Source organism: Acetobacter fabarum, assembly GCF_040702925.2.
GTDB classification, from domain to species: Bacteria; Pseudomonadota; Alphaproteobacteria; order Acetobacterales; family Acetobacteraceae; genus Acetobacter; species Acetobacter fabarum_B.
The window spans coordinates 258,782-275,512 of record NZ_JBFCXX020000001.1 but is presented as its reverse complement, the minus strand read 5'-3'; the positions used below and the strand labels follow the sequence as shown (position 1 = coordinate 275,512).

Here is a 16,731-nt window from a genome sequence, read left to right as displayed (position 1 = left end):
CCGACAGTTTCCACGCAAAAAAGCCTCCGCCTACAGCAGTCATTCCATTGTGCGTTGCTGCGCAATAAGGTCCAGCAAAGCATCTGCTGCCCGGCTCCGGTAACGCTCCTTATGCCGCAGACCGTAAAATGAGCGGGGCTTCACGTCCTGCGGCACGGCATGGAGCGTGCCCGCCAGCAATGCGGGAGCAACCACCAGCGAGGACAGTGCCCCTATCCCTGCCCCGGCCTCTATGGCCGTGCGTACAGCTTCGTTCGAAGGAAGGACGAGGCTTATGGTCATATCCTGCGGCGTAACCCCGAACTGGGCGAGGTAGTCCTCCAGCGCCGCGCGGGTACCAGACCCCTCCTCCCGCATGACCCACTGCGCCGCGCAAAGCCAGTCACGACTGATTTTGTGGGGAAACTCCGCATCCGCCTGAATAATTGTCAGGTGGTCTTCCCCTATTGGCCATTGCGCCAGAGCGGGGTCATCCACCAGACCTTCAACAATTCCAAGCTCTACGTCTCCATCCCGCACACGGGCTGCGGCGTCCAGAGTGTTACTGATTGCCAGTTCCACCTCAATATCAGGGTAAAGTCGGCGGAATGCGACCAGAATGGGCGGCAGCCAGTAAGCAGCAATGGTCTGGCTGGCTACAAGGCGCAGTTTGCCCCGTTTAAGCCCGCCCACCTCCTCCAGCACGGTTTGCGCCATAGCGGCGCGGGCCAGAACCGCGCGGGCTTCGGGCAGAAACAGACGCCCTGCTTCTGTCAGCGCTATTCCACGCCCCACACGGTGGAACAGCTTGACACCATGGCGCTCTTCCAGCGCTGCAATGGCGGCAGATACAGCTGATTGCGTCACGTGCAAGGCGCGGCTGGCGGCCGTAACGTGCTCCCGCTCGGCCACAGCCACAAAAATACGGAGTTGCTCCAGTGTCATGCCCTCTTGCCTAGCATAACCAATCATTGTTTACGATCAGAATAACAAAAACTATGAGTTGGATTGATGGATTGGGTTTTCACTAAGTTCTGGCGGACTGAAGGAAAAACACCATGACAGCACACACCGCCCCTGCCTGTATTCACCCCCTCAAGCCTGTCGGTTTTTTACGCATGTCTGGACCGGGCGTGCTGCTCTGCCTGCTGGTCTCGGGGCTGGCCATAGTCCTTGAAAGAGCGGAAACGCACCTGCTGGGCAAAGCCTGGCTGGAAAGCCTTAATCTGGCCCTCCTGCTCGGGGTGTTGATCAGAGCGGTCAGAACGCCCGGCCCCATATGGACCGGGGGGATCAGATTATGCGCCAGAACCCTGCTAAACGTTGCCATTGTCTGTCTGGGGGCATCCTTCAGCCTTCATGCCGTTTTTTGCGCCGGGCCCGCGCTGCTTTTGGGGGTGATGGGGCTTGTCTTGTTCAGCATGGTTTTTACGATCATCCTTGGCCGCGCAACGGGGTTGCCCACACATCAGCTTCTGCTGGTCGCCTGTGGTGACGCCATTTGTGGAAACTCCGCCATAATGGCAGCAGCCCCAGTCATCGGGGCAAAGGAAGAGGATATAGGCTCCACCATTGCCTTTACCGCAGCGGGTGGTCTTGTGGTGGTTCTGGGGCTGCCGTTGCTGGCGCCATCCTTGCTGAGCACCCCCAATGCACAGGGCGCTCTGGCAGGATTAACCGTTTACGCTGTGCCACAGGTTGTTGCCGCGGCAGCTCCTTTTGGCCAGACGGCCCTCCATGTTGGCACACTGGTCAAGCTTATGCGTGTGCTCATGCTGGGACCAGTCTGCCTTGCACTCGCTGTTTTCTGTGCAAAACAAAGCCAGACCCGACAGGACACCATGCGCGGAGCCTCCTTCGCCCGGCTGGTGCCCTGGTATATTACCGGCTTTGCCGCCATGATGACCGCCCGCTCATGCAACCTTGTGCCAGATGTTGCACTGGCTCCCCTGAGCACGACCGCCACCTGCCTGACCACCATGGCCATGGCGGCACTGGGCCTGAGCGTGGAGTTACGGGCTGTGCTGCATGCGGGCAGGCCACTAGCCCTGAGCGTATTTCTGTCCCTGCTCGGGCTGGTCGGAGCCAGCCTGGTACTGGTCAGGCTTCTGTTTGGAGCATAAGCCTGAGCAGGGCACTTGCACCGCCTTACGGCCTACAACCCCAGTTCGCTCAGGCCCGGATGTCCATCCGGCCTGCGGCCCCTGGGCCAGAGGAACAGGCGGTCCGCACTGGCAATGGCCAGATCGTTAATGGAAGCATGCCGGTTCTGCATCAGTCCGGCAGTATCAAACTCCCAGTTTTCATTGCCATAAGAGCGAAACCACTGCCCTGCCGCGTTATGCCATTCGTAGGCAAAGCGCACGGCAATACGGTTATCCTTGAAGGCCCAGACCTCCTTGATCAGCCTGTAATCCAGCTCCTCCGTCCATTTGCGGGTCAGAAAGGCAATAATTTCCGCCCGACCATGCACAAAATCGGTCCGGTTGCGCCATATGCTCTGCGGTGTGTAAGCCAGAGCCACTTTTTCCGGCTCCTGAGAGTTCCATGCATCTTCGGCCATGCGGGCCTTGGACGCAGCACTCGCGGCATCAAACGGCGGGAATGGAGGGCGGGACATCTGCTTTGAACCTTACTCAGCTACCCTGACGGGGATTATCCTGCCGGAACAGAACCCATTCCTCGATCACGCGGCCATCTGGCAGGTGGCAGTATCCAACCTGTCCTTTATCGGTCATTTCCATCTTCAGTTCACCGCCTTTTTTAACACAGTAAACAGAGGCCGGGTTGGGCATGCGCAAAAGCCCGACCCCACGGCCCGAGCGCTCCTGTGGGTAGTGTTCACAGGCCCCCAGCGTTCCCAGCGCACCCACGGCCAGCACCAGCCCCACAACCGAGTTCTTTTTTGTCATCTTGTTTACCTTGGCTTTGTATTCAAACGAGCTTGGTGTCACTATGGAAGCACTTTGCCCCTGTTGTGAAGTGTGAAGATGGGGCGCACAGACGGGTACCTTTTACCTCTCTGCTAAAAACTGGCTTTGACGGTACAAACACGATATGCTGCATTGCACTTCCCTCTAGCATATCTGGTTCGGTTCACATTCCATGCCTGATGGTTCGCCCTCCTTTTCCCGCCCTGCCACTCCAGCAATGGACATCCGCCATGACTGGAGCGTTGCCGAAGTGCAGGCGCTGCTTGACCTCCCGTTCCCGGAACTGATGTTTCAGGCACAGGCAATACACCGTGCGACGTTTGATCCGACCGAGATACAGATCTCCACCCTTCTGTCCATCAAGACGGGTGGCTGCCCGGAAGATTGCGCCTACTGCCCCCAGAGCGCCCTGCACGAAGACGGCGTAAAAGCCGAAAAGCTTATGGCCATTGAAAACGTGCTAGCCGAAGCAAAAAAAGCCAAGGCCGCAGGGGCCAGCCGCTTTTGCATGGGTGCGGCATGGCGGACCCCCAAAGAACGGGACATGGAAACAGTCTGCGCCATGATTGAGGGCGTAAAAGAACTGGGGATGGAAACCTGCGTAACGCTTGGAATGCTTGATGACTCTCAGGCCCAGCGGCTCAAGCAGGCTGGTCTGGACTTTTACAACCATAATATCGACACCTCGCCCGAATATTATGGCCAGATCATCACCACCCGCACCTATCAGGAGCGGCTGGACACCCTCTCCAACGTGCGTGATGCAGGGATCAGTGTCTGCTGCGGTGGCATTGTCGGCATGGGCGAGAACGAGACTGACCGCGCGGGCCTGATTGCCGCACTCGCCAACATGCCCGCCCACCCCGAGAGCGTACCCATCAACCTGCTGGTCCGCGTGGAAGGTACCCCGCTTGCCAAGGCGGATGAAGTCCGGCCTCTGGACTTTGTGCGCATGATCGCGGCAGCCCGCATTACCATGCCCAAAAGCCGCGTACGCCTTGCCGCGGGGCGTGAGAACATGAATGATGAAACACAGACCCTGTGTTTTCTGGCCGGCGCCAACTCCATTTTCTATGGCGAACGGCTGCTGACCACTCCCAACCCGCAGGCACAGCGTGACCGTGCCCTGCTGGACAGTCTGGGCATGCATACGATCGGGATTGGCCTGTAAGACTTTACAAATGGTTTACTCGGTCAAGGAAATCTTTCTTACCCTGCAAGGTGAAGGCGGGCAGGCAGGGCGCGTGGCCGTGTTCTGCCGTTTTACCGGTTGCAACCTGTGGTCCGGTCGGGAAGAAGACCGGGCTCAGGCCATTTGCCAGTTTTGCGATACCGACTTTATTGGCACCGATGGCACCGGGGGGGGGCGGTTCCACAATGCTGCGGAACTGGCCGCGCGCATTGCCGGGTTCTGGCCTGCATCCACCTCTCCCGGCCACCCCCTCGTGGTGTTTACCGGGGGAGAACCGCTGCTCCAGCTTGACGTCCCCCTTATTGCCGCCATGCACGACAAAGGCTTTGCAATTGCGGTGGAAAGTAACGGCACCGTGCTGGCCCCGGAAGGGATCGACTGGCTGTGCATCAGCCCCAAGGCCGGCGCACCACTTGCGCAAACCAGCGGGACCGAACTCAAGCTGGTTTACCCCCAGCCCGGGCTTGACCCGGCGGATCTGACCGGGCTGGATTTTGCCCATTTCTGGCTCCAGCCCATGGATGGCCCAGAGCAGGCAGCCAATACGCAGGCCGCTATTGCCTACTGCCTGCAAAACCCCAAATGGGCATTATCCCTGCAAACCCACAAGCTGACGGGAATACCCTGATCATGCCCCTGTCCTCCAAGGAACAGACCGAATCCGCACTTGTGCTTTTTTCCGGAGGGCAGGACTCCGCAACCTGTCTGGCGTGGGCTCTGGCGCGCTTCAAACATGTGGAAACAGTAGGGTTTGATTATGGCCAGCGCCACGCCATTGAGCTGGAATGCCGCCAGACCATACGCGAAGGTCTTGCAGCCCTGAACCCGCAATGGAAGGAGCGGCTGGGGCCAGACCATACGCTCCCCCTGCATGCCCTGAACGATATTTCCGATACGGCGCTCACACGGGATGCCGAAATTGCCATGAACCGGAACGGCCTGCCCAATACATTTGTGCCCGGCCGCAACCTGATCTTTTTGACGTTTTCTGCGGCTCTTGCAGCCCGCAGGAGCATGCGCCACATTGTAACCGGTGTGTGCGAAACCGATTATTCCGGCTACCCTGACTGCCGCGATGATACCATAAAGGCCCTACAGGTTGCCCTTAATCTGGGCATGGACAGCCGTTACGTCCTGCACACCCCCCTGATGTGGCTGGACAAGGCCGAAACCTGGACGTTAGCTAACGAACTGGGTGGGAAACCTCTGGTGACACTCATCAACCATGAGAGCCATACCTGCTATATGGGGGACCGTACCGTGCGCCACGCATGGGGGTATGGCTGTGGCACCTGCCCCGCCTGCCAGCTTCGCCGCGCGGGGTGGGAAGCTTACAGAGCAGAAGACCAACATGCCTGACCTTGTTTTTACACGCCGCTTTTCCATGGGGCACCGCCTTATTCACGGTGCCAGCGAAAGCTGCGCCCTACCCCATGGGCACAACGAATTTGTCACCGTAAGGCTTGAACCCACCAGCCCCACGCGGCTGGATGGGCGTGGGAACATGCCTGTCTCTTTTCAGCGAGCCAAACAGACCTGGCACCGCTTTGTGGACGAACGGCTGGACCACGCGCTCCAGCTTGCCGGGAACGACCCGCTCCTGGCATGGTTTAAGGCACATGAACCCACACGGGCCACACGTATTGTAGTGACCCCCGGGGACCCGACAACCGAGTTGATGGTTTGCCTACTCATGGCCAAGATCAACGCCTTCCTGCTGAACGAAGGGGGCGTTTTACGCTGCTCGGAACTCAGTATTGAGGAAACACCCACCAATACAGTCAGCTTTGCAGGCAACCCGGCTGACTTTATCCCCCACACCAGTTTACAGCAGAACTGGTGGAACCGGGCGGATATGAGCATAGCCGACTAACACCCAGGTTTTGTGGCCTGCTATCCCCCGCATAAACAGCATGCAGGGGATAGCCGCAGTTTACTGGGTCAGGCCGAGCACCTGCGTTGTCTTATCAAAAATTTCCTCACACATTTCGGGATGCCGGGAAAGTTTCTGCCCGAATGAGGGGATGATCTCGTGCAGTTTCTCTGTCCATTCCGGCATTTTGGTGGGGAAGCATTTCTGCAGAACGTTCAGCATGATCGGGGCCGCGGTGGATGCGCCCGGAGATGCCCCCAGCAATGCGGCAACCGAGCCGTCTTCGCTGGCAATGACTTCCGTACCAAATTGCAGAACGCCACCCTTAGCAGCATCTTTTTTAATAATCTGCACCCGCTGGCCTGCGACAACCAGTTCCCAGTCTTTAGCCTGCGCGTTGGGAATAAAATCCTGCAAGGCCTTGATCCGCGCCCCCTGAGTCTGCATGACCTGCTCGATCAGGTATTTGGTCAGAGCCCAGTTATCCCGCGCAACGGCCAGCATGGGGCCAATATTATCGGCACGTACCGAGAGCGGCAGGTCCATAAGGGAGCCCTGTTTTAAAAAGCGCGTGGAAAAACCGGCATATGGGCCAAATAGCAGGGCCGGATTGCCATCAATCATGCGTGTATCAAGGTGCGGCACGGACATGGGCGGGGCCCCGACCGATGCCTTGCCATAAATCTTGGCATGGTGCTGGGCAATCAGGTCCGGGTTGGTGCAGCGCAGGAACTGCCCACTGACTGGAAAACCACCGACACCGCGCGCCTCAGGTATGCCCGTTTTCTGCAGCAGGGAAAGGGCTCCCCCACCACTGCCGATAAAGACAAAGCGGGCATTGACCTCACGCTGGGTATTTTGCCGCAAGTCGCGTATTTTCAGCCGCCAGCCATCACTGCCATTGCGGGTCATGTCACTCACTTCATGCTGCGTATGCAGCGTGCAGGCCGGAGTGCTGGCAAGATAGGTAAACAGCAGGCGGGTCAGTGCGCCAAAGTTGACATCCGTCCCCTTGAGGCTACGGGTCAGAGCCAGCTTCTGCCCGGCAGGGCGGTCCTGCATGATCAGCGGTGCCCATTGCGTGATCTGGGCTGTGTCTTCCGTGTATTCCATGCCGGAGAACAGCGGGTGCTGGGAAAGCGCCTCGTAGCGCTTGCGCAGGAAGGCCACGTTATCCTCCCCCCACACAAAGCTCATATGCGGGACGGGCGTTAAAAAGCTCTTGGCGGAAACAATAATCTGGCTTTCCACCAGATAGGACCAGAACTGGCGGGAAATCTGGAACTGTTCGTTCACGCCCACAGCTTTGGTAATATCCACCGTGCCATCGGCCCCCTGGGGGGTGTAATTCAGTTCGCACAGAGCGGAATGCCCGGTCCCTGCATTATTCCACGCATTGGAGCTTTCTTCCGCAACGCTGCCCAGACGCTCAAAAACGCTGATGCTCCATTCCGGCTGGAGCTGACGCAGCAATGTCCCAAGCGTAGCGCTCATGACGCCGCCGCCGATCAGGACGACATCAACGGAAGAGGCGGTATCGGTCGTGGTGGAACTCATTATGGTCTCCGCGTTATCAGCCTCGCCCGCCGCGTCTGCGCATGGAAACGGGGCTAAAGATATAAGCCGGAATGCCTCTCATCCTCCCTGCTTGCAAGGCTTTACAGAGCGTTCACGGCCATATTGTTAAATGCAGTATAGGCACATTCCACCCAAAACGCCTTTTCATCTCTGCGAGAGCAGACCGCCCTGCATGAACTTTATCGACTACCCCGGCGTTCGGGGCATACGATGCCTGCCACGCAGTTCAGGCGAACATTAGAGACGGATACAGCGCATATGAGCAGCATTATCAAACATGGCAGCGCCCATTGGGAAGGAGCAATCAAAACCGGTAAAGGTACCATTTCCACCCAGAGCGGTGCGCTAAAGCAGCAACCTTACGGTTTTAATACCCGTTTTGAAGGGCAACCCGGCACAAACCCCGAAGAACTTCTGGGCGCTGCCCATGCGGCCTGTTTTTCCATGGCCCTGTCGCTCATTCTGGGGGATGCGGGGCTCACTGCCACCAGCATTGACACTCAGGCGGATGTCAGCCTGAGCAAAAAGGAGGGAGGTTTTGAAATTACATCCATCGCCCTGACCCTCAGGGCCAAAGTGCCCAACGCAACACAGCAGCAGTTTGCGGAGCTGGCCAACAAAGCCAAGGAAGGATGTCCTGTTTCCAAACTGTTCAGGGCACCCATTACGCTGGATGCCACCCTGATCGGGTAGGAGGCGTCAGCCCCCTGCCTGCCCACGATGGCGGAGCAGATGGTCCGCAAGTACGCAGGCCATCATGGCTTCCCCCACGGGAACAGCCCGAATGCCCACGCATGGGTCATGCCGCCCCTTGGTGATGACCTGTGTTTCCACTCCGTCTCTGGTAATGGATGGCACAGGGGTCAACATGGAGCTGGTGGGTTTAACCGCAAAACGGGCCACCACGGGCTGGCCGCTGGAAATACCGCCCAGCACGCCACCGGCATGGTTGGAGCCAAACTCCAGCGTACCATTGCGCATGAACAGGGCATCGGCATTTTCTGGCCCGGTCAGGGAGGCGGAGGCAAAGCCGTCGCCTATTTCCACCCCTTTAACAGCGTTAATGCTCATGAACGCTGCGGCAATATCCGCATCAAGCTTGCCATAAATGGGCGCACCCAGCCCGGCAGGCACGCCTTCGGCCACAATCTCGATCACAGCACCAATGGATGACCCATCCTTGCGAATGGCTGCCAGATAGGCCGCCCAGTCTTCCACCACTCCGGGGTCAGGAGCAAAAAAGGGATTCCGCTCCACCTCAGCCCAGTCCCAGCGGGTGCGGTCAATATCCTTGGGGCCAAGCTGAACCAAGGCCCCACGCACGCGTACGCTCTGCCCCAGCACCTTACGGGCAACAGCTCCCGCGGCAACACGGCAGGCCGTCTCCCGCGCGGAAGAGCGGCCACCACCACGATAATCGCGGATACCGTATTTCAGGTCATAAACAAGGTCCGCGTGGCCGGGGCGATAGGTCTGGGCAATATCCCCATAATCGCGCGAACGCTGGTCCGTGTTTTCGATCACCAGAGAGATGGGTGTCCCCGTTGTCTGCCCCTCAAACACACCGGACAGAATGCGAACCTGGTCAGGCTCCTGCCGCTGCGTGGTAAAGGCCGACTGCCCGGGCCGCCTGCGGTCGAGAAAAGGCTGGATATCCGCCTCGCTCAAGGCAATACGCGGCGGGCAACCATCAATCACGCAGCCAATCGCGGGGCCATGGCTCTCGCCCCACGTTGTAACCCGGAACATATGCCCGAAAGTATTGTAGGACACGGTTGAGCTTAGTCTCCAACAACAGAGATATCGGGAGCCGCCGGGTTTTTCATACCGACCATATGGTAGCCACAGTCCACATGATGCACTTCACCCGTAACGCCGGAGGACAGGTCGGAGAGCATATAAAGCCCTGCCCCACCCACTTCTTCCAGCATGACATTGCGCTCAAGCGGTGCGTTGTACTGGTTCCACTTCAGAATATACCGGAAATCCCCGATACCGCTGGCGGCAAGTGTTTTGACCGGCCCTGCGGACACCGCGTTCACGCGAATACCCTCAGACCCAAGATCCGCAGCCATATAACGTACGGAAGCCTCAAGGGCAGCCTTGGCAACACCCATGACATTGTAATGCGGCATGACACGCTCCGCACCCAGATAGGTGAGGGTCAGCAGCGAGCCGCCATTCTTCATCAGGGCCGCCGCACGCCGTGCTACCGCCGTGAAGGAATAGCACGAAATATCCAGCGCGGTCAGGAATGCGTCCCGGGGGGTGTCCACATAGCGCCCGCGCAGGAACTGCTTGTCTGCCCAGCCAATGGCGTGAACAACAAAGTCGAGTTCGCCCCATTCACGTTCGATCGTGGCAAATGTTTCGTCTATGGCGGCATCATCGGTCACGTCGCATGGCAGCACCAGACTGGCGCCAACACTGTCCGCCAAAGGCTGTACGCGCTTGCCCAACGCCTCGCCCTGATAGGTAAAAGCCAGTTCGCCCCCCTGTGCGGCCACTGCGGATGCAATGCCCCATGCAAGAGAACGGTCATTGGCAACACCCATCACCAGACCTTTTTTGCCCTTCATCAGCGTACCTTTTACGGGCAGCTCGGCGTTGGGAGAAGACATGCGGGAACCTCAACCTACTTGTTTCGGAAAAAATTCTGGGTTTTCTGTAGGGGTGGTCGCATACACCGGCGCGTGAAACAAGCCCTAACACGCATGGACACGCTTTAAACTCGTATCTGGCGGGAGTATGGAATCACACAGGAAAGCAAGCGCCGCCCCTTTCCATGACATTTAGACAAGAGTCCGAACCATGCCGGAAACAGACCCCGCCGCCCCCACTGTCCCTTTTGTTGATTACCCTCTGATCGACCTGAGTGCAGACCCGTTTACACTCTTTGATGCATGGATGCACGACGCAGAAAAAACGGAACCCTGTGACCCCAACGCCTTGGTGCTCGCCACGGCCACAGCCGATGGCCGCCCCTCCGCACGGATTGTTCTGCTCAAGGGGCATGACCGCAGGGGCTTTGTTTTTTACACTAACATGTTCAGCCGCAAGGGGCGCGAGCTTGAAGCCAATCCCTGCGCGGCCCTGCTGTTCCACTGGAAAAGCCTGCGCCGCCAGATCCGAATCGAAGGCGACATAACGCCCGTTTCTTCCGAAGAAGCTGACGCCTATTTTGCGAGTCGAAGCCGCATGTCCCAGCTAGGGGCCATTGCCTCCGACCAGTCCTGCCCGCTGGCCGACCGCGATATTTTTGAACAGCGCCTGAAAAACGCGGAAAAAGAATATGGCAGCGGCCCCATTCCCCGCCCCAAAAACTGGTCGGGCTACCGGGTCAGCCCGCAGCATTTTGAATTCTGGCAGGAACGCCCATACCGCCTGCATGATCGGGCCATATGGGAACACCATGGGAACGGATGGGACGTAACGCGGTTATATCCATAAGCGATCACGCACTCTCTTTCCCCTTTCAGCGCACCACGCGCACAGATATTTAAAGGAGCGACACAATGAAAGACGTCCGCAAAATTCTGCTTCCACTCCCCAGCACCTCCAATGCCGAGGCCGCTCTGGTGCGTGGAGGCAATTTTGCCCGCCGTTTTGGCGCGCACCTTGCTGTCCTGCACGTACGCCCCGACGGGCGTGACATTGCTCCTTTGGCCGGGGAGGGCATGTCCGGCGCCATGGTGGAAGACCTGATGCGCTCGGCTGACCATGAGAGTGCGCGCCATGCCCACGACGTGCACACATTGTTCGAACGTTACACCGCCGCCAACCCTGACATAAAGATTGTCCCGCTACACAGCCCCTATCCGGATGCGACTCCCAGCATCAGCTTTACCGTTATCCGTGGCGCGGAAAGCGAAATTATTCCCGCACAGGCCCGCCTGTCAGACTTTACTCTGGTGCCCCACCCCAATTCCGGTGATGAAGTCTCCTCCTCCGAAACACTCCATGCTGTTCTGTTTGACAGCGGACGCCCCGTGGTGATGGCCCCCCGCACCGTACCGGTCGGGCTGATCAGGCGTGTCTGTATTGGCTGGAATGGCACGGCCGAGTCTTCCTCGGCCCTGCGTGGCGCACTGGCCTGGGCACAAACGGCTGAAGCCGTGCGGGTGCTGCACTGCGGGGACTACCAGCGCCGTGGTCCCAGCGCAAAAGACGTGGTGGAATATCTGGCCGCCCACAGCATCAAGGCGGATACGGCCGAGTTTCAGCCCGTTGAGCGTGATGTCGGGAAAGGGCTGCTCGCAGCCTGCCGGGAGTTCGAGGCTGACATGCTGGCCATGGGCGCTTACTCACACTCCCGCCTGCGCCAGCTTATTCTAGGTGGTGTTACCCGCCATGTGCTGGAAAATGCTGACATTACGGTGCTGATGAGCCGCTAGGCCGCTCTTGTGTAAAATGCCCGTCCCTCCTCACCCGGCGCGGGGAGGGTCAGGGAGTTCAAAGCTCATGCCGTCCCATGCGGCCTCCACCCCCGGAGGCAGGTGCTCACGCATCCAGCCCCAGTCCATTTCCGCCCCCATATGGGTCAGAATAACGCGCTCTGGCTGGATCAGGGCTTTCCATTCCAGCACCCGGTCGAGCCAAGCATGTGCGCCATGTGGCGTTTTTTGAAAACAGTCCACCATCCATGTATGGACACCGCGCAGGCACGCCACAGATGGTTCTGGCAATTCCACCACATCCGTACTGTAGGCAAACGCCCCGCACCGCACCCCCGTGGACGTGACATAACCGTGGTTCTGCTCGAACAGGGTAAAGGCGTACCCGCCAATATTTATATGCTGCCCCCACGGAACAGGGTGGGCATCCAGTGTCGCCCGAAAAAAATGCGGCGACGTATGAGGCTTGAAAACATAGCCAAACCGCTCCTGCAACTCTCCCAGCACCTCGGCGGTACCATACGCGGTAATGGCCTTGCCAATCTGGCGGTTAATGCCCCTTAACTCGTCCAGACCGGAAACATGGTCCGCATGGGCATGGGTGTAAATCACGTTCCCGAACGCGCTAATACCGTGTGCAAGCAACTGGGCGCGCAGGTCTGGCCCGGTATCGACCAGAACGCCGCACCCATCTTCCATTCGCAAAAAAATGGATGCACGGCTGCGCCTGTTGCGAGGTTCTGCCGGGTCGCACGCACCCCACTGGCCATGCCCGTCCGGCCCACCAAGGGCAGGCACGCCGGATGACCCACCACACCCAAGCACACTGACCTTCATACCCGGCTTCCCCCCGCTTTAACGCACCTTGCGAAACAACCTGTGGAAGTTCCGCGTTGTCTGCTCGGCAAATGCGGCTACGTCCAGCCCCCGTTCCTGCGCAATGCGGCGCGCCGTATGCGCTACAAAAGCGGGCTGGTTCCGTTTACCCCGCTGGGGCACGGGAGCCAGATAGGGGGCATCTGTTTCCACCAGAATACGCTCTATGGGCAGGTCACGCGCAACGCTGCGGATTTCCTCACATTTGGGAAAAGTCGCAATGCCGGAAAAACTGACATACCCACCAAGGGCCACTACCCGGCTGGCCAGTTCGGGGCCAGAGGCAAAACAGTGGAGCAGGATGGGAAAAGCACCCTGAGCGCTCTCATCCTCCAAAATGGCTACCACATCCGCATCAGCCTGCCGCGCATGGATGATAACGGGAATTTCCAGCGCACGGGCAGCCTGAATATGCCTGCGAAAGCTCTCCTGCTGGAGAGGACGAACACCTTCCTGCCCATGGAAGTAGTCCAGCCCAGTCTCTCCTATGCCAATCACTTCGGGCGTATCGGCCAGTGCTATAATATCCTGCACCTGCGGTACCGGGGCTTCTTCCACATGGTCGGGGTGTGTGCCAATGGTGCACCATATCCGCATATCCGGGCGGGCGAACTGTGTGAGCCGCTTCTGCTCACCCGCATTGGACAGGCGTGTGCCAATGGTGACCATGCCGCCCAGCCCAGCCTCTTGGGCGGCATCAAGCAGGGCTGGCAGCTCCGCGTCCGAAAAATGATCAAGATGGCAATGGGAGTCGATCAGCCCAGGCGTGATGACATCGGTCATGACTGTTCCGGCTCAACATAGCGGGGGAAGATGCCCTGCGGCGCGGGCAGTTGCCGACCGCCGGGCAAAGCAACCTCAAGGGCTGCGAATGTCCGTTCGTCCTGCGTCACACCAAGCTGGTCGAGCATACGGGCCATGCTGTCCGGCATAAAGGGCTGGAGCATGGTGGCAATTCCGCGCAGCGCATCCAGCAGAACGCGCAATACGTCCGCCATGCGCTCCACATCGGTCTTGCGCAGCGCCCATGGGGCCTGATGGTCGATATAGGCGTTACAGGCGCGAATGACCTTCCACACATCTTCCAGCGCATCGGTGAGCGCACACCGCTCAAACTGTGCGGCCAGCAACTGCGGCAGAACCACAACCTGACCCAGAAGCTTTTCATCTTCTTCCGTCAGGGTCCGGCGTTCTGGCAGAATACCGCCACAGTTACGCGCGACCAGAGAGAGAGTCCGTTGCGCCAGATTGCCCAGATCGTTGGCAAGTTCCACATTATTGCGTGTGATCAGCGCCTTGCGGGACAGATCGCTATCCCCACCAAAGGGAACTTCCCGCAGCACAAAAAAGCGAACCGCATCCAGCCCGAACTCTGCAACCAGTTCCCTGGGGTCCACCACGTTGCCCAAAGACTTGCTCATCTTCTGGCCTTCAATGGTCCACCAGCCGTTGGCAAAAATCTTTCTGGGCAGATCAATCCCCGCAGCCATAAGGAAGGCAGGCCAGTAAATGGCATGAAAGCGTGCAATATCCTTACCCACAAGGTGCAGGCTGGCAGGCCAGTACGCCATGCGTGGGGCATCTGCATCCGGGTAGCCCAGCGCACTCAGGTAATTGGCCAGCGCATCAAACCACACATACATGACGTGCTGCTCATCACCGGGAACGGGGATACCCCATTTAAAGCTCGTGCGGCTGATGGACAGGTTACGCAGGCCCTGTTTGACAAAGCTGATAATCTCGTTACGTGCGCCATGCGGGCCCAGAAACTCGGGGTGCTGCTCATACAGTTCCAGCAGACGGTCCTGATAATCGGACAGACGGAAGAAGTAGGATGGCTCCTTGACCCACTCTACCGGCGCACCGGTGGGAGCGACCTTTTTGCCGTCCGGCCCTGCGACCAGTTCGTCTTCACCATAAAAACATTCATCGCGCAGGGCGTACCAGCCCTCGTACGCATCCAGATAAATGGCGCCGTTATCCGCAACCTTGCGCCACAGGGCCTGCGCGCTGGCAATGTGCCGGGGCTCGGTCGTGCGGATAAAATCATCGTAGGAAATGGCCATGGCATCGGCCATGGCGCGGAAGTTGGCCGAAACGTTATCCACAAACTCCTTGGGGGCAACACCTGCCGCCTGCGCGGCCTGCTCCACTTTTTGCCCGTGTTCATCCGTACCCGTCAGAAAAAAGACATCATCCCCCGCCAGACGATGAAAACGCGCCATAACATCCGCTGCAATGGACGTGTAGGCGTGGCCGATATGCGGTGCTCCGTTCACGTAATAAATGGGGGTGGTCACATAGAAACGACGGGTCATTCTGGGCTCGCAATCGTCATGGCTTCAATTAGGGCTTCCTGTTTATCCAGATTAAAGCGTTCCGTCTCGGTATGAACGCGCATAATCTGCTCCCATGCCGCAGCAAGGGCCATACACTGGCGGTTTCCTGCCTTTGCGGCCTGACGCGCCATGCTTTGCAACTGGTCCGCCAACAGGGCAAAGAAAAGGCCAAAGCCCTCATCCTTGCGTAAAACGGCCTCTGCAATTTCGTAACCCCGCAGTGGAGGTACTCCTTGCAGCACCTCGGCAACCAGAGCGGTCATGCTACCGCCTGTGTCTGCCAACAATGCCACAGCCTTACCCGGCGCTCCATGGGATTGTTGCACAATCCGTACAAAATCCTGCGTAGGCAGGTCCGGCCGCAAAAGATGGAGCACACGCTGCATCGCCGCATCTGGCAGGGGGGAAAGCTCAAGCCTGCGGCAACGACTGCGGATGGTTGGCAACAGCCGACCCGGTGCGGAACTGGTCAGTATCAGCACGGTGGCGGGCGGGGGTTCCTCCAGAATTTTCAGCACGGCGTTAGCCGCGCTGCGGTTCATCCATTCCGCGCCATCCACAATAACGACACGCCAGCCCCCTTCGGCTGCGGTCCGGCGCAAGAAGGCGTTAATCGGACGCACATCATCGGCAACAATTTCCTGCCGGTAACGCTGTTTTTTTTCATCATACCCACGTTCCACCACCAGCAGATCGGCATGACTGGCGGCAGAAATACGCCGGGCAACCGGATTGTCCGCTTCCATACCCCCCAGCAGGATACGGGCCAGAGTAAAAGCAAACGTGGCCTTGCCAACACCGGGCGGCCCACTTACCAGCCAGGCATGGGGCATACGGCCTTTGGCAAGAGAATCCCTGAACAATGCCAGTTCAGCCCCATGCCCCTGCAACTGAAGCGAAGCTATGCGGGGGGACAGGGCAGACGCATCAGACATGGGGCAATCGGGGCAAAATTTCCTTCATGATCAGACTGCTCACGGCTTCCTGACTATGCTTAGCAGTTGTAATGCACTTTACACGCCCGGGCTGCTGGTCCGCTATTTTCATAAACCCTGCGGCAATACGGGCGTGGAAGGCTTCATCTGCCTTTTCGTAACGGTCTGTGGGTACTCCGCGCACGGCCAGCCTCTGCCGCGTGATCTCCCTTGGTGCCTGCAGCAGAAAGGTCATATCCGGCATCAGCCCCAACTGGGCCTGCAACGCGGCAATCAGGTCCAGAATGGCAGGCTGCCCCTCCGCCCGGCCATAGCCCTGATACGCCATGGTCGAGTCCGTAAAACGGTCACACAGCACAATCTGCCCTTCTGCCAGAGCAGGGCGGATAACCGTATCCACATGGTCAAACCGTGCGGCAAAATGCGTCAGTATCTCGGCACGAAGGGAAAGAGGGTTTTTGCCAAACAGCAGCAACTGCCGCAGGTCTTCCGCGCCCGCTGACCCGCCGGGCTCCCGCGTAGCCAGCACCCTGTACCCGTGCGATTGCAGGGCATCCCTGAGCAGGCGGAGCTGCGTGGACTTGCCAACGCCCTCCCCGCCCTCAAGCGTTATGAACAGGCCAGACTGCATG

Annotated in this window: 19 protein-coding genes; 8 read left to right on the top strand and 11 right to left on the bottom strand. The window is 58.7% G+C overall.

Annotation, left to right across the window (positions count from 1 at the left end):
- Window positions 1-39: 39 nt before the first annotated feature.
- Window positions 40-924, bottom strand: a complete 885-nt coding sequence (locus tag AB2L51_RS01265; RefSeq protein ID WP_395580783.1) for a LysR substrate-binding domain-containing protein — start codon at window positions 922-924, stop codon at window positions 40-42.
- Window positions 925-1,037: 113 nt separating this feature from the next.
- On the opposite strand from AB2L51_RS01265, the gene AB2L51_RS01260 reads away from it, so the two are divergent.
- Window positions 1,038-2,102, top strand: a complete 1,065-nt coding sequence (locus tag AB2L51_RS01260) for a YeiH family protein (RefSeq protein WP_395580782.1) — start codon at window positions 1,038-1,040, stop codon at window positions 2,100-2,102.
- A 32-nt stretch (window positions 2,103-2,134) separates the two neighbouring features.
- Here AB2L51_RS01260 and AB2L51_RS01255 read toward each other — a convergent pair whose 3' ends face one another.
- Window positions 2,135-2,599, bottom strand: a complete 465-nt coding sequence (locus tag AB2L51_RS01255; protein WP_395580781.1) for a nuclear transport factor 2 family protein — start codon at window positions 2,597-2,599, stop codon at window positions 2,135-2,137.
- Window positions 2,600-2,615: 16 nt separating this feature from the next.
- Window positions 2,616-2,891, bottom strand: coding sequence for a putative hemolysin (locus AB2L51_RS01250; protein ID WP_166109965.1), 276 nt, complete (start codon window positions 2,889-2,891; stop codon window positions 2,616-2,618).
- Window positions 2,892-3,084: 193 nt separating this feature from the next.
- Between AB2L51_RS01250 and bioB the strand changes: the two genes are divergently transcribed.
- From bioB to AB2L51_RS01230, 4 genes are read left to right on the top strand one after another with little or no spacing between them, the layout of a single operon-like run.
- The gene (bioB, locus tag AB2L51_RS01245; RefSeq protein WP_395580780.1) at window positions 3,085-4,083 is read left to right on the top strand and encodes a biotin synthase BioB; all 999 of its coding nucleotides are present in this window, start codon (window positions 3,085-3,087) and stop codon (window positions 4,081-4,083) included.
- 10 nt (window positions 4,084-4,093) lie between these two features.
- The gene (gene queE, locus AB2L51_RS01240) at window positions 4,094-4,732 is read left to right on the top strand and encodes a 7-carboxy-7-deazaguanine synthase (protein WP_395580779.1); all 639 of its coding nucleotides are present in this window, start codon (window positions 4,094-4,096) and stop codon (window positions 4,730-4,732) included.
- Window positions 4,733-4,734: 2 nt separating this feature from the next.
- Complete coding sequence (gene queC, locus AB2L51_RS01235; RefSeq protein WP_395580778.1) at window positions 4,735-5,463, top strand: 7-cyano-7-deazaguanine synthase QueC; 729 nt, start codon at window positions 4,735-4,737, stop codon at window positions 5,461-5,463.
- Complete coding sequence (locus AB2L51_RS01230) at window positions 5,456-5,977, top strand: 6-pyruvoyl trahydropterin synthase family protein (RefSeq protein ID WP_395580777.1); 522 nt, start codon at window positions 5,456-5,458, stop codon at window positions 5,975-5,977. Before queC ends, AB2L51_RS01230 begins: the two co-directional genes overlap by 8 nt.
- 60 nt (window positions 5,978-6,037) lie before the next feature.
- Here the strand turns inward: AB2L51_RS01230 and AB2L51_RS01225 are convergent, their stop codons facing one another.
- Complete coding sequence (locus AB2L51_RS01225) at window positions 6,038-7,537, bottom strand: malate:quinone oxidoreductase (RefSeq protein WP_395580980.1); 1,500 nt, start codon at window positions 7,535-7,537, stop codon at window positions 6,038-6,040.
- Between the two features lie 276 nt (window positions 7,538-7,813).
- Between AB2L51_RS01225 and AB2L51_RS01220 the strand changes: the two genes are divergently transcribed.
- The gene (locus AB2L51_RS01220; RefSeq protein WP_395580776.1) at window positions 7,814-8,248 is read left to right on the top strand and encodes an OsmC family protein; all 435 of its coding nucleotides are present in this window, start codon (window positions 7,814-7,816) and stop codon (window positions 8,246-8,248) included.
- A gap of 6 nt (window positions 8,249-8,254) precedes the next feature.
- On the opposite strand, the gene aroC is transcribed toward AB2L51_RS01220, so the two are convergent.
- Window positions 8,255-9,328: a chorismate synthase gene (gene aroC / locus AB2L51_RS01215; RefSeq protein ID WP_395580775.1), complete on the bottom strand. Its 1,074-nt coding sequence runs from the start codon at window positions 9,326-9,328 to the stop codon at window positions 8,255-8,257.
- 8 nt (window positions 9,329-9,336) lie between these two features.
- Entirely contained in the window at window positions 9,337-10,176 is an 840-nt protein-coding gene (gene fabI, locus AB2L51_RS01210) for an enoyl-ACP reductase FabI (protein WP_395580774.1), read from the bottom strand.
- 190 nt (window positions 10,177-10,366) lie between these two features.
- Between fabI and pdxH the strand changes: the two genes are divergently transcribed.
- A complete protein-coding gene (pdxH, locus tag AB2L51_RS01205) occupies window positions 10,367-11,005 on the top strand; it encodes a pyridoxamine 5'-phosphate oxidase (RefSeq protein ID WP_395580773.1) in 639 nt (212 codons plus the stop codon).
- Between the two features lie 65 nt (window positions 11,006-11,070).
- Window positions 11,071-11,949 carry a universal stress protein gene (locus tag AB2L51_RS01200; protein WP_395580772.1) on the top strand — a complete coding sequence of 293 codons (879 nt, stop codon included), beginning with the start codon at window positions 11,071-11,073 and terminating at the stop codon, window positions 11,947-11,949.
- 30 nt (window positions 11,950-11,979) lie between these two features.
- Here AB2L51_RS01200 and AB2L51_RS01195 read toward each other — a convergent pair whose 3' ends face one another.
- The 5 genes from AB2L51_RS01195 to tmk are packed head-to-tail and all read right to left on the bottom strand — an operon-like array spanning window position 11,980 to window position 16,730.
- Window positions 11,980-12,786: an MBL fold metallo-hydrolase gene (locus AB2L51_RS01195; RefSeq protein ID WP_395580771.1), complete on the bottom strand. Its 807-nt coding sequence runs from the start codon at window positions 12,784-12,786 to the stop codon at window positions 11,980-11,982.
- 18 nt (window positions 12,787-12,804) lie between these two features.
- Window positions 12,805-13,608, bottom strand: a complete 804-nt coding sequence (locus tag AB2L51_RS01190) for a TatD family hydrolase (RefSeq protein ID WP_395580770.1) — start codon at window positions 13,606-13,608, stop codon at window positions 12,805-12,807.
- A complete protein-coding gene (gene metG, locus AB2L51_RS01185) occupies window positions 13,605-15,143 on the bottom strand; it encodes a methionine--tRNA ligase (protein ID WP_395580769.1) in 1,539 nt (512 codons plus the stop codon). Before metG ends, AB2L51_RS01190 begins: the two co-directional genes overlap by 4 nt.
- On the bottom strand, window positions 15,140-16,099 hold the full coding sequence (locus tag AB2L51_RS01180; RefSeq protein WP_395580768.1) for a DNA polymerase III subunit delta': 960 nt from the start codon (window positions 16,097-16,099) through the stop codon (window positions 15,140-15,142). The genes metG and AB2L51_RS01180 overlap by 4 nt, the downstream gene beginning before the upstream one ends.
- Window positions 16,092-16,730, bottom strand: coding sequence for a dTMP kinase (tmk, locus tag AB2L51_RS01175; RefSeq protein WP_395580767.1), 639 nt, complete (start codon window positions 16,728-16,730; stop codon window positions 16,092-16,094). Before tmk ends, AB2L51_RS01180 begins: the two co-directional genes overlap by 8 nt.
- Window position 16,731: the final 1 nt, after the last annotated feature.

Excerpts from the sequence above, each read along its gene's own strand:
- AB2L51_RS01220 (WP_395580776.1), top strand. The coding sequence starts at position 7,814 with ATGAGCAGCATTATCAAACATGGCAGCGCCCATTGGGAAGGAGCAATC.
- AB2L51_RS01230 (WP_395580777.1), top strand. The coding sequence starts at position 5,456 with ATGCCTGACCTTGTTTTTACACGCCGCTTTTCCATGGGGCACCGCCTT.
- metG (WP_395580769.1), bottom strand. The coding sequence starts at position 15,143 with ATGACCCGTCGTTTCTATGTGACCACCCCCATTTATTACGTGAACGGA.
- AB2L51_RS01260 (WP_395580782.1), top strand. The coding sequence starts at position 1,038 with ATGACAGCACACACCGCCCCTGCCTGTATTCACCCCCTCAAGCCTGTC.
- pdxH (WP_395580773.1), top strand. The coding sequence starts at position 10,367 with ATGCCGGAAACAGACCCCGCCGCCCCCACTGTCCCTTTTGTTGATTAC.
- fabI (WP_395580774.1), bottom strand. The coding sequence starts at position 10,176 with ATGTCTTCTCCCAACGCCGAGCTGCCCGTAAAAGGTACGCTGATGAAG.
- AB2L51_RS01180 (WP_395580768.1), bottom strand. The coding sequence starts at position 16,099 with ATGTCTGATGCGTCTGCCCTGTCCCCCCGCATAGCTTCGCTTCAGTTG.
- queC (WP_395580778.1), top strand. The coding sequence starts at position 4,735 with ATGCCCCTGTCCTCCAAGGAACAGACCGAATCCGCACTTGTGCTTTTT.
- AB2L51_RS01195 (WP_395580771.1), bottom strand. The coding sequence starts at position 12,786 with ATGAAGGTCAGTGTGCTTGGGTGTGGTGGGTCATCCGGCGTGCCTGCC.
- AB2L51_RS01255 (WP_395580781.1), bottom strand. The coding sequence starts at position 2,599 with ATGTCCCGCCCTCCATTCCCGCCGTTTGATGCCGCGAGTGCTGCGTCC.
- queE (WP_395580779.1), top strand. The coding sequence starts at position 4,094 with ATGGTTTACTCGGTCAAGGAAATCTTTCTTACCCTGCAAGGTGAAGGC.
- tmk (WP_395580767.1), bottom strand. The coding sequence starts at position 16,730 with ATGCAGTCTGGCCTGTTCATAACGCTTGAGGGCGGGGAGGGCGTTGGC.
- bioB (WP_395580780.1), top strand. The coding sequence starts at position 3,085 with ATGCCTGATGGTTCGCCCTCCTTTTCCCGCCCTGCCACTCCAGCAATG.
- AB2L51_RS01190 (WP_395580770.1), bottom strand. The coding sequence starts at position 13,608 with ATGACCGATGTCATCACGCCTGGGCTGATCGACTCCCATTGCCATCTT.
- AB2L51_RS01250 (WP_166109965.1), bottom strand. The coding sequence starts at position 2,891 with ATGACAAAAAAGAACTCGGTTGTGGGGCTGGTGCTGGCCGTGGGTGCG.
- AB2L51_RS01200 (WP_395580772.1), top strand. The coding sequence starts at position 11,071 with ATGAAAGACGTCCGCAAAATTCTGCTTCCACTCCCCAGCACCTCCAAT.
- AB2L51_RS01265 (WP_395580783.1), bottom strand. The coding sequence starts at position 924 with ATGACACTGGAGCAACTCCGTATTTTTGTGGCTGTGGCCGAGCGGGAG.